Genomic DNA, 13,302 nt, shown 5'->3' on the forward strand with positions numbered 1-13,302 from the left:
AGGAAGCGCAGTCGGGCGGTACCGCAGACGAGTCATCAACTCGCGAGGACCACCATGCAGAACTCTCTTAAATGTCTCAAGCGGCGCGATTTCCTGCGCCTTGCCGCAGTCGGCGGCGCAGCGTTCGCGTCGGCGTTGCCCGGCTTCTCCTACGCTCGCGACGAAGATTTCTACTTCGTCCAGCTGTCCGATTCGCATTGGGGTTTCGAAGGCCCCGGCGTCAATCCTGATTCGAAAGGCACGCTGCCGAAGGCGATCGCCGCGGTGAACGCGTTACCGTCGCCGCCCGATTTCGTGATTTTCACGGGCGACCTCACGCACACGACCGACGATACCGCCGTGCGCCACGAACGCATGCGCCAGTTCCAGCAGATCGTCGCGCAACTGAAGGTGAAGCCGCTGTATCTGATGCCCGGCGAGCACGACGCAAGCCTCGACGCGGGCGCCGCGTACAAGGAGCACTTCGGCCAGACGCACTACACGTTCGACCACAAGGGCGTGCACTTCATCACGCTCGACAACGTGTCGGACCCGGCGGGCCGCGTCGGCGCGGAGCAGATCGCGTGGCTTGCCGCCGATATCGACAGGCAGCCGCAGGACGCGCGCATCGTCGTGTTCACGCACCGGCCGCTCTTCGATCTCGCGCCGCAGTGGGACTGGGCGACGCGCGACGGCGCGCAGGTCATCGACGTGCTGAGCCGGCGCAAGAACGTGACCGTGTTTTACGGGCATATCCATCAGGAGCATCACATGGTGACGGGCAACATCGCGCACCACGCCGCGCGCTCGCTGATGTTCCCGCTGCCAGCCGCGATGTCACAGGACAAGAAACTGCCCGTGCCGTGGGATGCGTCGGCGCCGTATCGCGGGCTCGGATGGCGGCAGGTGGAAGTGGCGCGACCGTCGGGTGCGCTAGCGCTCAATGAAATGCCGATCAAGACGTCATAACGGGGAGACCACAATGCAAACCATGTCGATCGATACCAAACGACGACGCCTTCTGACACTCGCTGCGATGGGCGCGGTTCTGACGGTGGCGGGCGGCTTCGACGCACGCGCCGCCGAACCGCGCGTGATCAAGGTGCAGGCGCGCAGGTTCGTGTTCACGCCCAATCAGATCAAGCTCGCGCCGAACGAGAAGGTCGTGTTCGAACTCACGGCGCTGGACACGATCATGGGCTTCGCGATTCCGCAGTACAACGTGCGCGCCGACGTGCCGCCTGGGGCCGTGGTGCGCGTGCCTGCGCAGGCGGGCCCGGCGGGCACGGTCGATTTTCTGTGCGACATTTTCTGCGGATCGGGGCACGAGACGATGAGCGGGACGATCGTCGTCGGGTAGTTTCATGAAGCTGCAGGAGGCTCAGGATGCGTTGATCCAGTAATCCTTCCGCGCATACACCTCTTTCAGATAATCGATGAAATAGCGCACTTTCGCGGGCACATAGCGCTGCTGCGGATAAACGGCGAGGATGTCGTAATCGGGCAGCGCGTATTCGTCGAGAACGGTTTCGAGTTCGCCGCGCGCAAGCTGCTGATCGATTTCCCACGTCGAGCGCCAGCCGAGCCCGAGCCCTTCCGACACCCAGCGGTGCAGCAGTTCGCCGTCGTTGCAATCGAGCGTGCCGCTCACGCGCACCGTCGTCAGCTTGCCGTTGCGCCGGAAATACCAGCCGCGGTTCTGCCCGCCTTGCAGGTTGAACGCGAAACAGTTGTGATTCGGCAGATCTTCGAGCGCCTTCGGCTTGCCGTGCTTGCGGAAGTATTCGGGCGTGCCGCACACGACACGCCGGTTGGTCGCGAGCTTCACCGCAACGAAATTCGGATCCACCGCGCCGCCGATGCGGATCGACAGGTCGTAACCTTCGCGCACCAGATCGACCACACGATCGGTCAGATTGAACGACACCTGCAGTTCCGGCTTGTCTTTCAGGAATTCCGGCGCGAGCGGTGCGACGTGCTTGCGCCCGAACGCGGCGGGCGCCGACACGATCAGATGCCCGTTCACCGAGCGCCGTCCCGCCATCAGCTCGTTTTCCGCCTGATCCCATTCGCTGAGCAGCCCGCGGCAGCGCTCGAGAAACGCCGCGCCTTCTTCGCTGACCACGAGACGCCGCGTCGAACGGTACATCAGCTTGACGCCGAGCCGCTTTTCGAGCGCGTCGATCCGTCGACCGAGAATCACGGGCGACACGCCCTCTTCCAGCGCCGCCGCCGCGAGACTGCCCGCATCGGCGACGCGCACGAAGGTTTCGATCTGTTTGAAGCGGTCCATCCTTGTCTCCTCGGCTTCTGAGAGCCTCTCGCGGCCGCGCGCCGCCGCGGGCGCCTCACCGTGCGCCTCCTGCATTCCATACTTTTTGTTTTGGAATAAGCGACCGTGGATGATCTTATCAAACCTTAGATGCAGTCTTAAAGTCTGTCCAACACCAATCCGCTTTACAGACTTCCAGGAGACATTCATGGCCAAGATGAGAGCCGTCGACGCAGCGGTGCTCGTGCTCGAAAAAGAAGGCATCGACACGGCTTTCGGCGTTCCGGGCGCCGCCATCAATCCGTTCTACTCGGCCATGCGCAAGGCAGGCAACATCAGCCACGTGCTCGCGCGCCACGTCGAAGGCGCATCGCATATGGCCGAAGGCTATACGCGTGCACAGCCGGGCAATATCGGCGTGTGTATCGGCACGTCGGGCCCCGCAGGCACCGACATGATCACGGGCCTCTACTCCGCTTCCGCCGACTCGATCCCTATCCTCGCGATCACGGGCCAGGCGCCGCGCGCTCGTCTGTATAAGGAAGACTTCCAGGCCGTCGATATCGAATCGATCGCCAAGCCCGTCACGAAGTGGGCCGTCACGGTGCGCGAGCCGGCCCTCGTGCCGCGCGTGTTCCAGCAGGCGTTCCATCTGATGCGTTCGGGCCGTCCGGGTCCCGTGCTGGTCGACCTGCCCATCGACGTGCAGCTCGCCGAAATCGAGTTCGACATCGACACGTACGAACCGCTGCCCGTCTACAAGCCGAAGGCGACGCGCAAGCAGATCGAAGCCGCGCTCACCATGCTCAACGATTCGGCCAAGCCGCTGATCGTGTCCGGCGGCGGCGTGCTCAACGCTGCGGCTGAAGACCTGCTCGTGCAGTTCGCCGAAACGATGGGCGTACCCGTGATCCCGACGCTGATGTCGTGGGGCGCGATTCCCGACGATCACCCGCTGATGGCAGGCATGGTCGGCCTGCAGACGTCGCACCGCTACGGCAACGCGACGATGCTCGCCTCCGACTTCGTGCTCGGCATCGGCAACCGCTGGGCGAACCGTCATACGGGCAGCGTCGAGGTGTACACGAAGGGCCGCAAGTTCGTGCACGTCGATATCGAACCGACGCAGATCGGCCGCGTGTTCGGTCCGGATCTCGGCATCGTCTCCGATGCGAAGGCGGCGCTCGAACTGTTCATCGAAGTCGCGAAGGAATGGAAGGCAGCCGGCAAGCTGAAGGACCGCGGCGCGTGGGTCGAGGAATGCCAGGCACGCAAGCGCACGCTGCAGCGCAAGACGCACTTCGAAAACGTGCCGATCAAGCCGCAGCGCGTGTATGAAGAGATGAACAAGGTGTTCGGCCGCGATACGTGCTACGTGAGCACGATCGGTCTGTCGCAGATCGCCGCCGCGCAGTTCCTGCACGTGTTCAAGGCGCGCAACTGGATCAACTGCGGCCAGGCAGGCCCGCTCGGCTGGACGATTCCGGCTGCGCTGGGTGTGCGTGCTGCCGATCCGCAGCGCCCCATCGTCGCGCTGTCGGGCGACTACGACTTCCAGTTCATGATCGAAGAACTGGCCGTGGGCGCGCAGTTCAAGCTGCCGTACGTGCATGTCGTCGTGAACAACTCGTATCTGGGCCTGATCCGCCAGGCGCAGCGCGCGTTCGACATGGACTTCTGCGTGCAGCTCGCGTTCGACAACATCAACGCGCCGGAAGTCGATGGCTATGGCGTCGATCACGTGGCCGTTGCTGAAGGCCTCGGCTGCAAGGCGATCCGCGTGTTCAAGCCGGAAGAGATCGAGCCTGCACTGAAGAAGGCGCAGTCGATGCTCTCCGAGTTCAACGTGCCCGTGGTCGTCGAAGTGATCCTCGAGCGTGTGACGAACATCTCGATGGGCGCCGAAATCGACGCGATCAACGAGTTCGAAGAGCTCGCCGTCACGCGCGCTGATGCGCCGAGCGCCGTCACGCTGCTCGACTGATCCACGCAATATCCGTCGTATCCGCATCACCCGGATGGATGCGCTTCACACGAAGCGCGTCCATCCTGTCACCTGCTTCACGCAGTTCACGCCGTTCAATTTGACCGACCAGAGAGAAAAGCAACATGCCGAAATTTGCCGCGAATCTCACGATGCTGTTCAACGAAGTCCCGTTCCTCGACCGCTTCGCCGCGGCCGCCGACGCGGGCTTCGATGCCGTCGAATTTCTGTTCCCCTACCCGTATCAGATCAGCGAATTGTCGGAGCGTCTCGAGCAGAACAAGCTGAAGCTCGTGCTGCACAACCTGCCCGCGGGCAACTGGGAAGCAGGCGAACGCGGTATCGCGTCGCTGCCGGATCGCGTGAGCGAGTTCCAGGAAGGCGTCGGCCGCGCGATCGAATATGCGAAGGCGCTGAAGGTGCCGCAACTGAACTGCCTCGTCGGCATTCCGAAGAACGTCGATGCCGACAAGGCGCGCGCGACGATCGTCGATAACCTGCGCTTCGCCGCTGGTGCGTTGAAAAAAGAAGGCATCCGTCTGCTCGTCGAGCCGTGCAACTCGTACGACATTCCGGGCTTCGCGCTGAACCGCTCGTCGGAAGGACTCGACGTGATTCAGGCCGTCGGTTCCGACAATCTGTTCCTGCAATACGACATCTATCACATGCAACGGATGGAAGGCGAACTCGCCGCGACGATCAAGAAGAATTTCGCGCAGATCGCTCACATCCAGCTCGCCGACAACCCGGGCCGCAACGAACCGGGCACGGGCGAAATCAACTATCGGTTCCTGTTCGAACTGCTCGATTCGCTCGGCTATCAGGGCTACGTCGGCTGCGAGTACAAGCCGCGCACGACGACCGCGGAAGGTCTCGGCTGGCTGGAGAGCGTCGCGGGCGTGAAGCGCGCGCATGCGTCGGCCTGATTTCGCGGCTTGAACCGCGGCCTGAGCGCCACGCTTCAAACGAGCACATTTTCGAACCTCATTATCTGGAGACTTACTCAATGGCAAAGATCGGTTTCATCGGCCTCGGCATCATGGGCGCGCACATGGCGCGCAACCTCATCAAGGGCGGACACACGCTGTTCGTCAATGGCGCGTACCCGGTGCCGGAAGATCTCGCCAAGACGACGACCGTCGTCGCCGATTCGACGGCTGTTGCGCAGACGGCCGACATCGTCGTGATCATGGTTCCCGACACGCCTGATGTGTCGAACGTGCTGTTCGCCGATGACGGCGTCGCGAAGGGTCTGACGAAGGGCAAGCTCGTGATCGACATGAGCTCGATCTCGCCGCTCGACACGCAGGCGTTCGCGAAGAAGATCAACGAACTCGGCTGCGACTATCTCGACGCGCCCGTTTCCGGCGGCGAAATCGGCGCACGCGACGCGACGCTGACGATCATGGTCGGTGGCCCGCAGAAGTCGTTCGATCTCGCGAAGCCGCTGTTCGATCTGATGGGCAAGAACATCTCGCTGATCGGCGACAACGGTGCGGGTCAGACGTGCAAGGTCGCGAACCAGATCATCGTCGCGCTGAACATCGAAGCCGTCGCCGAAGCGCTGCTGTTCGCGGCACGTTCGGGCGCCGATCCGGAGCGCGTGCGCAAAGCACTGATGGGCGGCTTCGCGTCGTCGCGGATTCTCGAAGTGCACGGCGAGCGCATGACGAAGCGCACGTTCAATCCGGGCTTCCGGATCGAGTTGCACCAGAAGGACCTGAACCTCGCGCTCGACGGCGCGCGCAAGCTGGGCATTGCGTTGCCGCATACGGCTAGCGCGCAGCAGCTCTTTAGCGTGTGTGCTGCGAACGGCGGCAAGGCCTGGGATCACTCGGCGATGGTGCGTGCGCTGGAAATCATGGCGAATTTCGAAGTCGCGCAGGCGCCGACGGCAGATCAGAAAGCTGCGTAATCACGCAGCGAAGGTGGGGCGCCTGGTCCGGCGCGCGGCACGCATCGGATCGGGCAAATCATGTCGCTCTGGGCTGAGAGCGACAAGTGGGGTCCGCAGCGGCACCCGACGATGCCGGGGAAGCCTTGGTCGGTCAGACGGTAGCGTCGGGTGTCCTGCTGTGGTTTGGGTTTGTTTTTTGTCTGCGACGCTAGTCGCCATTCTGGGTTTTTTTGTGTCTGCGACGCTAGTCGCTGTTCGGGTTTTTGCTTTTTGCTGCGCTGGCATCCGCGAATTCGTATCTGTACTTCATGCGTTGCCCCTGTGCGGGGCGGCACCTACTTTTCTTTGCAGCGGTGTACAGACTGGAGACATAGCTGACAGGTGTACAGGGACATGGTTGACACTTTCGGGTAATCAAACGCCCGGATTCAACCATGCCCTGGGAAGCAAAAAACACCATGAATCTCCGCGAAGAATTCGTCAGCCTGGCCGCCACACAGGCCCTGTCATTCAGCGAGCTATGCCGGCGCTACCGGATCAGCCGCCAGACCGGCTACAAGTGGCTGGACCGTCACAAGGCCGAAGGCCCCGGCGGGCTGGCCGACCGCTCCCGACGCCCGCACCACAGCCCCCTGCGCTCACCTGAACACATCGAAGCGCGGGTGCTGGAACTGCGTCGCGAACATGGCTGGGGCGGACGCAAGATCGAACGGCGCCTGAGGGATCTGGGTGAGACAGAGGTGCCCGCGCCCGCCACGATCACCGAAATCCTGCGGCGCCACGGGCTCATCGATGAACAGGCGTCGCAGCAGCGCCAGCACTGGCAGCGCTTCGAGCACGCGCATCCGAACCTGCTGTGGCAGATGGACTTCAAGGGCGACGTCCAGACGCTGAAGGATGGGCGCTGCATGCCGCTGACGGTCATCGACGATCACTCGCGCTACAACCTCGTGCTGAGCGCCTGCTCGCGTACGACCACACAGGTCGTGCAGGCCGAGCTTGAGCGCGCGTTCCGCTGCTACGGGCTGCCCGCGCGCATCAACACCGACAATGGGGCGCCGTGGGGCTCGCCCGGCGCGCCGGGGCAGCTCACCGAACTCGCGGTCTGGCTGATCCGGCTGGGCATCGAGGTGAGCTACAGCCGGCCGTATCACCCGCAGACCAATGGCAAGGACGAACGGTTTCACCGCACGCTGAAGGCCGAAGTGCTGGACCGGCAGACCTTCAGCACGCATGCGCACATGCAGCAGGCACTGGATCGCTGGCGGCACGTGTACAACGTCGAACGTCCGCACGAGGCACTGGGGATGGCCACGCCCATCACGCGCTACGCGTGCAGCCTGCGCGCGATGCCCGGGCGGCTGCCCGAGCCCGAATACGGCTGCGGCGATGAAGTGTTGCGGGTCAATGCCAGCGGCGAGGTGCGCCTGCGCGGCGAGAAACTCAAGCTATCGATCGCGCTCAAGGGGCTGCAGGTAGCAGCCCGCATGAGCGAGAAGGAAGACGGGGTGATCGAGATATGGTTTGCCCATCAGCGGGTCGCAAAACTTGACCTGAAGGCTCCCAAACCCTGACCATCAGGTGTCAACGATGTCCCCGTACAGGTGTCAACCATGTCTCCAGTCTGTACACAGCGGCAAAGAAAAGTAGGCAAAAGAAAGCCGCTTTTGTACCTCCGGTGCCTGCCCGGATAGCGCTTCAGCATGCCGCAGTTGAGCTGTCGCGCAGCGACGCCAACACTCCGCAGAAAGCCCGCAGTCAACCGCGCACGGCGCGAAAACTCCACACACAATCCGGAACACATATCACCGCAATCACTCCGACGGCAAACACACAAAACAAGCCGACCGAACGTGCCCCAGGTGGATGTCATCTTTCGCGCCGCGCGTGCCTGACTGCGGGCTTTCTACGGAGTGTTTGCGTCGCTGCGCGACAGCTCAGAGACCGTGTGCCGTAGCATTATCCTGGCAGGCACCGGAGGTTCAAAAGCGGCTTTCTTTTGCCTACTTTTCTTTGCCGCTGCAAAGAAAAGTAGGTGCCGCCCCGCACAGGGGCAACGCATGAAGTACCGATACGAAACCGCGGATGCCAGCGCAGCAAAACGCAAAAACCAGAACAGCGACTAGCGTCGCAGACAAAAAAAACTCACCGCCCAAGGCTATGATAAAAAGCCGCGAAATTAGCAATATCATCGTCGGACAAAGGCTTGGCAACGACGCTCATCATGTCATTCTGCCGAGCCCCGGACTTAAAGTCCTTCAACGCCTTGACGAGATAATCCTCATTCTGCCCGGCGAGATTAGGCGCCTCGGGAATCTTGGCGATGCCATCCATCCCGTGACATGCCTGGCACTGAATGGCTTTCGCGCGCCCCTTCGCGATATCCGCAGCGGATGCGGAACACACAAACCCAAAAGCCAGAACAGAAAGAGCAAAAATAAAAAGCTTCATTTCGCGTAAGAAATCCGATAAATAGCCCCAGCATAGTCGTCAGACACGAGCAACGACCCATCCTGCAACTGCTGGACATCGACCGGCCGCCCCATGTACTCCCCATTCGGCGTGAGCCACCCTTCCGCAAACACCTCCGTCTCGCCGACACTGCCGTCATCCTTGACAGCCGTGAACATGATCCGCGCACCGATCGGCTTCGTGCGATTCCACGAACCGTGCTCCGCATCGAAGATGCCGCCGTGGTACTTGTCAGGGAACATCTTCCCGGTATAGAACGACATGCCGAGATCCGCAGCGTGCGCCGCATATTCGACAACAGGGAACACGACACCCGCCGGCGGCGTGTCGTTCTTGTACTCCTCCGTGCGCACCTTGCCGCCGCCGTACCACGGAAAGCCGTAGTTCGCGCCCGCCTTCGTCGCATGATTCAGTTCGCCAGGCGGAATGTCGTCGCCCATGCCGTCGACCTGGTTATCGGTGAACCACAACGTCTTGTCCTTCGGATTGAAATCGAGGCCCACCGAATTGCGCACGCCATGCGCAAACACCTCGCGATTCTTGCCGTTCTGATCCATGCGGATAATGCCCGCAAGACCGTTCCTGTCGAGTTCGGCGAGCTTGTCCTTGGGCGGTACGTTCCATGGCTGACCCAGCGCGATATACAGCTTCTTGTCGGGTCCGACGCGGCAATAACGCGCGCCATGATTGAAGCTCTCGAACTGCGTCGGAATCAGCTTGCCTTGCGGCACCACGACAGCGGCCGCCACATCCGGCCCGCCCTCGCCGAAGAACTGCGCGGCGGGAAACGCGAGCACGCGATTCTGCTCGACGGTGTATAGCACGCCGTCCGGCGAGAAGCACACGGCATTGGGCACCTTGAACGTGACGGAACTCGCGAACTGCACGACGTCGTCGGCGACGCGCCGTTTGGTTCGGTCGGTTACCTGCCACACGCGATCCTTGCGCGAGCCGACAAACACCACGCCCGTCGATGGCTCGATCGCCATCGCGCGCGCCTCGGGCACGATGGCATACAACTCGATCTTGAAGCCGGGCGGCAGCTTGATCGCCTTCAGGTTCTCGCGCAGCGCATCCGCGCGCGAGCCCGTCTGCGGCACCGTTTCCGCGGGCTTGGTGTTGCCCGTCGTCTTGAAGTTCGACAGCGTCTGCACGTTGTCCTGCGCGGCATGCGCTGCGGGAAAAACAGCGAGCGCCGCGCTGACGGCGAGCGGCAAGATCTTCAGCGATGCGTTCATCGGATGTCTCCTGTCATTCTGATGCGGTTCGGGGACCTGCAAAACGGGAAAGACATGAACGTGGCGATGCGGCGATCGTGCGGCGAGCCGTTGCAAAGACAACGGACAGCGCATGCGATGCTATCTGAAAGCTTGCCTGACTCGTGGGAGAACGTGATTTCGAATCGTCTGGCTAATGAGTGTTATAGACGATGTTCGGTCAAACGAAAGGACGAATGCCTGCATCGCGCGATCGGCAATGCAGGCATCCGGATAGAGGAAGGGAAACGCGACGTATCCGGCGGGAGCGTTCGCCGGAAATCAATCGATCAGTAGGTATCGAAGGCTTGTTGCAATGCAACCGGCGTCGTGTGACCCGCAGCCAGTGCGAGCATCAGCAGCACGCGCGCCTTGTACGGATTGAGCGCGCCCGCCGAGACGAAGCCGAGCGTATCGTCGGAGGCTGCGCCATTGCGCATCACATGGCCCGAGCCGACTCGCGACGAACGCACGATCGCCACGCCGTTCGCTGCTGCGTCCGCAAGCGCCGCTTGCACGGTCGCGTGGATCGAACCGTTGCCCGTCCCGGCGACAACGATGCCCTTCACGCCTGCGGCGACCAACGCATCGACGGCAACACGCGACACGCCCGCATAACTCGCGACGATTTCAACGACAGGCCACGCCGACGCCACGGACTCGATCGCAAACGGCGTCGCGCGCGTATGCGGCCGCACGACGCTGCGTTGAAACTCGACGCGTCCATCCTGCACCCAGCCGAGTGCGCCGATTTCGGGCGAATGAAACGCATCGACGGCATACGTGCTCGTCTTCACGACATCGCGTGCGCTGTGAATGCGGTTGTTGAACGCGACCAGCACGCCCTGCCCTTTGGCTTGCGCGTTGCCCGCGACGGTCACGGCGTTGAGCAGATTCAGAGGACCATCGGCGGAAAGTGCCGATGAAGGCCGCATCGCCGCCGTCAGCACCACGGGCTTGTCGCTCTTGACGGTCAGATGCAGCAGATACGCGGTTTCTTCGAGCGTATCGGTGCCATGCGTGATGACGACGCCGTCGATTTCATCGGAAGCGAGCAGCGTGTTGACGCGTTGCGCGAGCGTGATCCACAACGCAAGCGCCATGTCCTTGCTGTCGACGCTCGCGACCTGTTCGGCCTGCACGTTCGCCACCGATGCCAGCGACGGCACGGCGGCCAGCAATTGCCCGACGCCGACGACGCCCGCCTGATAACCCGATGTATTGGTCGCGTCGGGCGCCGCGCCCGCGATCGTGCCGCCCGTCGCGAGCACGGCAATGCGCGGCAGCACGCGCGATGAGATAGAAGTGGAAGTATTCATTGCGGCGATTGTAAGCGATGCACGCAACGCCGCCATCGATGAAAACGCGAGCCTGCGGCCCGCGTTACATCAATTCACTCAAGCCGCTTCGCGCAACTGGCTCGCGATATCCGCTTCATGCAATTGCGGCGCGAACATTTCGATCAGCCGATACGCATACGCACGCAGGAACGCGCCCTTGCGCAAACCGACGCGCGTCGTGCTCGCTTCGAACAGATGCTGCGTATCGAGTGCGACGAGTTCCGTGTCGCGCTTCGGATCGAACGCCATTGCCGCGACGATGCCGATGCCCATGCCGAGTTCGACATACGTCTTGATCACGTCGGCATCGATCGCCGTCAGCACGACGTCGGGAAGCGCGCCCGCTTTCGCAAAAGCCTGGTCGATATGCGAGCGGCCCGTGAAGTCCTGGTCGTACGTGACGATCGGATATTCGGCGATCTCTTCGAGCGACAGGTTCTCTCGGCCCACGAGCGGATGCCCCTTCGGCACGACCACGACGTGATGCCACGAATAGCACGGGAACGTGACGATGTCGGGATAACGGTCGAGCGCTTCCGTCGAAATGCCGATATCCGCTTCGCCGTTGATGATCATCTGCGCGATCTGCTGCGGATTGCCCTGACGCAGCGCGAGATGCACCTTCGGATACACCTCGGTGAACTGGCGCACGACCTTCGGCAGCGCATAACGCGCCTGCGTGTGCGTCGTCGCGACGACGAGGTGGCCGTTGTCCTGATCCGCATACTGACGCGCGACGCGGCGCAGATTCTCCGCGTCAAGCAACATCCGCTCGATCAGCTGATGCACGGCCTTGCCGGGCTCCGTGAGACCCGTCAGACGCTTGCCGCGTCGAATGAAAATATCGACGCCGAGTTCGTCTTCGAGATCCTTGATCTGCTTCGACACACCCGACTGCGACGTGTACAGCACGTTCGCCACTTCCGTCAGGTTCATGTTCTGCCGCACTGCTTCGCGCACGAAGCGCAACTGCTGAAAATTCATATCGATGTCTCCGGTTCGGCCAGAGTGAAGTTGTTTTTGATTACGTGCGATGGGTTCAATGCGCGGGGAATACACGCAATGCACGCGGCACGGCCGTCACGCCGTCGCCGACGTTCAGCTGCAACTCGCGCCATGCTTCGCGATCCAGTTCCGCTTCGAGCACATGCCCTTCGCGCCCTTCGAGTTCGACACGCACCGAGCCACCGAGCGGTACCACGCGTAGCACGCCGACAACGATGCCGTCACGATGCCCCGACGCTTGCGGATACAGCACGAGATCGTGCGGACGCACATACGCGAATGCCGGGCCCTGAAAATTCGCTTCGATCGTGATCGGCTGCGCAGCGCCATCGACGACGAAACCCTTGCCGTCGACGCTGCCGTGCAGACGATTCGCCGCGCCGAGAAACTCGTAGACGAACGAGGTCTGCGGATGGTCGTACACGTCCTGCGGACTACCCACCTGCTCGACGTGTCCGTGATTCAGCACGACGATGCGGTCCGCGACTTCTAGCGCTTCTTCCTGGTCGTGCGTCACGAAGATCGTCGAGATATGCAGATCGTCGTGCAGGCGACGCAACCAGCTGCGCAGTTCCTTGCGCACTTTGGCATCGAGTGCGCCGAACGGCTCGTCGAGCAGCAGCACCTTCGGTTCGACGGCGAGCGCGCGCGCCAATGCGATACGTTGGCGCTGGCCGCCCGACAGTTCCGACGGATAGCGCTGCGCGAGCCAGTCGAGTTGCACGAGCTTCAGCAGTTCATGCACTTTCTCGCGGATCACGGCTTCCGACGGACGTTCCTTGCGCGGCTTCACGCGCAGACCGAACGCGACGTTCTCGAACACCGTCATGTGACGGAACAGCGCGTAATGCTGGAACACGAAGCCGACATTGCGCTCGCGTGCGCCGACTTCCGCGACGTCCTGGCCTTGCAGCACGACCTGGCCCGCATCGGCATATTCGAGGCCCGCGATCACTCGCAGCAGCGTGGTCTTGCCACAACCGGACGGTCCAAGCAGCGCGACCAGTTCGCCCGGCGGAAAATCGAGCGAGACGTTGTCGAGCGCGGTGAAATCGCCAAAGCGTTTTTGCAGATTGCGTACGGTGATACCCATCTTT

The 13,302-nt window shown here is 62.2% G+C and carries 12 protein-coding genes; 6 read left to right on the top strand and 6 right to left on the bottom strand.

The genetic code is table 11. From position 1 onward, the window contains the following. The first annotated feature begins 54 nt into the window (after positions 1-54). Both QEN71_RS22520 and QEN71_RS22525 read left to right on the top strand, forming a co-directional pair. Positions 55-948 carry a metallophosphoesterase family protein gene (locus QEN71_RS22520; RefSeq protein ID WP_201652065.1) on the top strand — a complete coding sequence of 298 codons (894 nt, stop codon included), beginning with the start codon at positions 55-57 and terminating at the stop codon, positions 946-948. A 67-nt stretch (positions 949-1,015) separates the two neighbouring features. Then, on the top strand, positions 1,016-1,339 hold the full coding sequence (locus QEN71_RS22525) for a cupredoxin domain-containing protein (RefSeq protein WP_233471948.1): 324 nt from the start codon (positions 1,016-1,018) through the stop codon (positions 1,337-1,339). Between the two features lie 21 nt (positions 1,340-1,360). On the opposite strand, the gene QEN71_RS22530 is transcribed toward QEN71_RS22525, so the two are convergent. After that, entirely contained in the window at positions 1,361-2,272 is a 912-nt protein-coding gene (locus QEN71_RS22530; RefSeq protein WP_201652061.1) for a LysR family transcriptional regulator, read from the bottom strand. Between the two features lie 187 nt (positions 2,273-2,459). Here QEN71_RS22530 and gcl point away from each other — a divergent pair, with 187 nt between their 5' ends. From gcl to QEN71_RS22550, 4 genes are all read left to right on the top strand, one after another. Continuing rightward, complete coding sequence (gene gcl / locus QEN71_RS22535; protein ID WP_201652059.1) at positions 2,460-4,235, top strand: glyoxylate carboligase; 1,776 nt, start codon at positions 2,460-2,462, stop codon at positions 4,233-4,235. 125 nt (positions 4,236-4,360) lie between these two features. Next, entirely contained in the window at positions 4,361-5,161 is an 801-nt protein-coding gene (gene hyi, locus QEN71_RS22540; protein ID WP_201652057.1) for a hydroxypyruvate isomerase, read from the top strand. 80 nt (positions 5,162-5,241) lie between these two features. Further along, positions 5,242-6,150, top strand: coding sequence for a 2-hydroxy-3-oxopropionate reductase (locus QEN71_RS22545; protein WP_201652055.1), 909 nt, complete (start codon positions 5,242-5,244; stop codon positions 6,148-6,150). Positions 6,151-6,566: 416 nt separating this feature from the next. Then, positions 6,567-7,706 carry an IS481 family transposase gene (locus QEN71_RS22550; protein WP_290468220.1) on the top strand — a complete coding sequence of 380 codons (1,140 nt, stop codon included), beginning with the start codon at positions 6,567-6,569 and terminating at the stop codon, positions 7,704-7,706. A gap of 571 nt (positions 7,707-8,277) precedes the next feature. On the opposite strand, the gene QEN71_RS22555 is transcribed toward QEN71_RS22550, so the two are convergent. The 5 genes from QEN71_RS22555 to QEN71_RS22575 all read right to left on the bottom strand — a co-directional run bounded on the left by QEN71_RS22555 (position 8,278) and on the right by QEN71_RS22575 (position 13,298). Further along, positions 8,278-8,583 carry a c-type cytochrome gene (locus QEN71_RS22555; protein ID WP_201660212.1) on the bottom strand — a complete coding sequence of 102 codons (306 nt, stop codon included), beginning with the start codon at positions 8,581-8,583 and terminating at the stop codon, positions 8,278-8,280. Continuing rightward, a complete protein-coding gene (locus QEN71_RS22560; protein ID WP_201660215.1) occupies positions 8,580-9,842 on the bottom strand; it encodes a PQQ-dependent sugar dehydrogenase in 1,263 nt (420 codons plus the stop codon). Before QEN71_RS22560 ends, QEN71_RS22555 begins: the two co-directional genes overlap by 4 nt. Before the next feature lie 308 nt (positions 9,843-10,150). Next, positions 10,151-11,179, bottom strand: a complete 1,029-nt coding sequence (locus QEN71_RS22565) for an asparaginase (protein ID WP_233472123.1) — start codon at positions 11,177-11,179, stop codon at positions 10,151-10,153. Between the two features lie 78 nt (positions 11,180-11,257). Further along, the gene (locus QEN71_RS22570; protein WP_201660220.1) at positions 11,258-12,184 is read right to left on the bottom strand and encodes a CysB family HTH-type transcriptional regulator; all 927 of its coding nucleotides are present in this window, start codon (positions 12,182-12,184) and stop codon (positions 11,258-11,260) included. Positions 12,185-12,239: 55 nt separating this feature from the next. Beyond that, entirely contained in the window at positions 12,240-13,298 is a 1,059-nt protein-coding gene (locus QEN71_RS22575; RefSeq protein WP_201660223.1) for a sulfate/molybdate ABC transporter ATP-binding protein, read from the bottom strand. Between the last annotated feature and the right edge of the window lie 4 nt (positions 13,299-13,302).

Source organism: Paraburkholderia sabiae (assembly GCF_030412785.1).
Classification (GTDB): domain Bacteria; phylum Pseudomonadota; class Gammaproteobacteria; order Burkholderiales; family Burkholderiaceae; genus Paraburkholderia; species Paraburkholderia sabiae.

Coding starts and splice junctions, on each gene's coding strand:
- QEN71_RS22520 (WP_201652065.1), top strand. CDS start 55: ATGCAGAACTCTCTTAAATGTCTCAAGCGGCGCGATTTCCTGCGCCTT.
- QEN71_RS22525 (WP_233471948.1), top strand. CDS start 1,016: ATGGGCGCGGTTCTGACGGTGGCGGGCGGCTTCGACGCACGCGCCGCC.
- QEN71_RS22530 (WP_201652061.1), bottom strand. CDS start 2,272: ATGGACCGCTTCAAACAGATCGAAACCTTCGTGCGCGTCGCCGATGCG.
- gcl (WP_201652059.1), top strand. CDS start 2,460: ATGGCCAAGATGAGAGCCGTCGACGCAGCGGTGCTCGTGCTCGAAAAA.
- hyi (WP_201652057.1), top strand. CDS start 4,361: ATGCCGAAATTTGCCGCGAATCTCACGATGCTGTTCAACGAAGTCCCG.
- QEN71_RS22545 (WP_201652055.1), top strand. CDS start 5,242: ATGGCAAAGATCGGTTTCATCGGCCTCGGCATCATGGGCGCGCACATG.
- QEN71_RS22550 (WP_290468220.1), top strand. CDS start 6,567: ATGCCCTGGGAAGCAAAAAACACCATGAATCTCCGCGAAGAATTCGTC.
- QEN71_RS22555 (WP_201660212.1), bottom strand. CDS start 8,583: ATGAAGCTTTTTATTTTTGCTCTTTCTGTTCTGGCTTTTGGGTTTGTG.
- QEN71_RS22560 (WP_201660215.1), bottom strand. CDS start 9,842: ATGAACGCATCGCTGAAGATCTTGCCGCTCGCCGTCAGCGCGGCGCTC.
- QEN71_RS22565 (WP_233472123.1), bottom strand. CDS start 11,179: ATGAATACTTCCACTTCTATCTCATCGCGCGTGCTGCCGCGCATTGCC.
- QEN71_RS22570 (WP_201660220.1), bottom strand. CDS start 12,184: ATGAATTTTCAGCAGTTGCGCTTCGTGCGCGAAGCAGTGCGGCAGAAC.
- QEN71_RS22575 (WP_201660223.1), bottom strand. CDS start 13,298: ATGGGTATCACCGTACGCAATCTGCAAAAACGCTTTGGCGATTTCACC.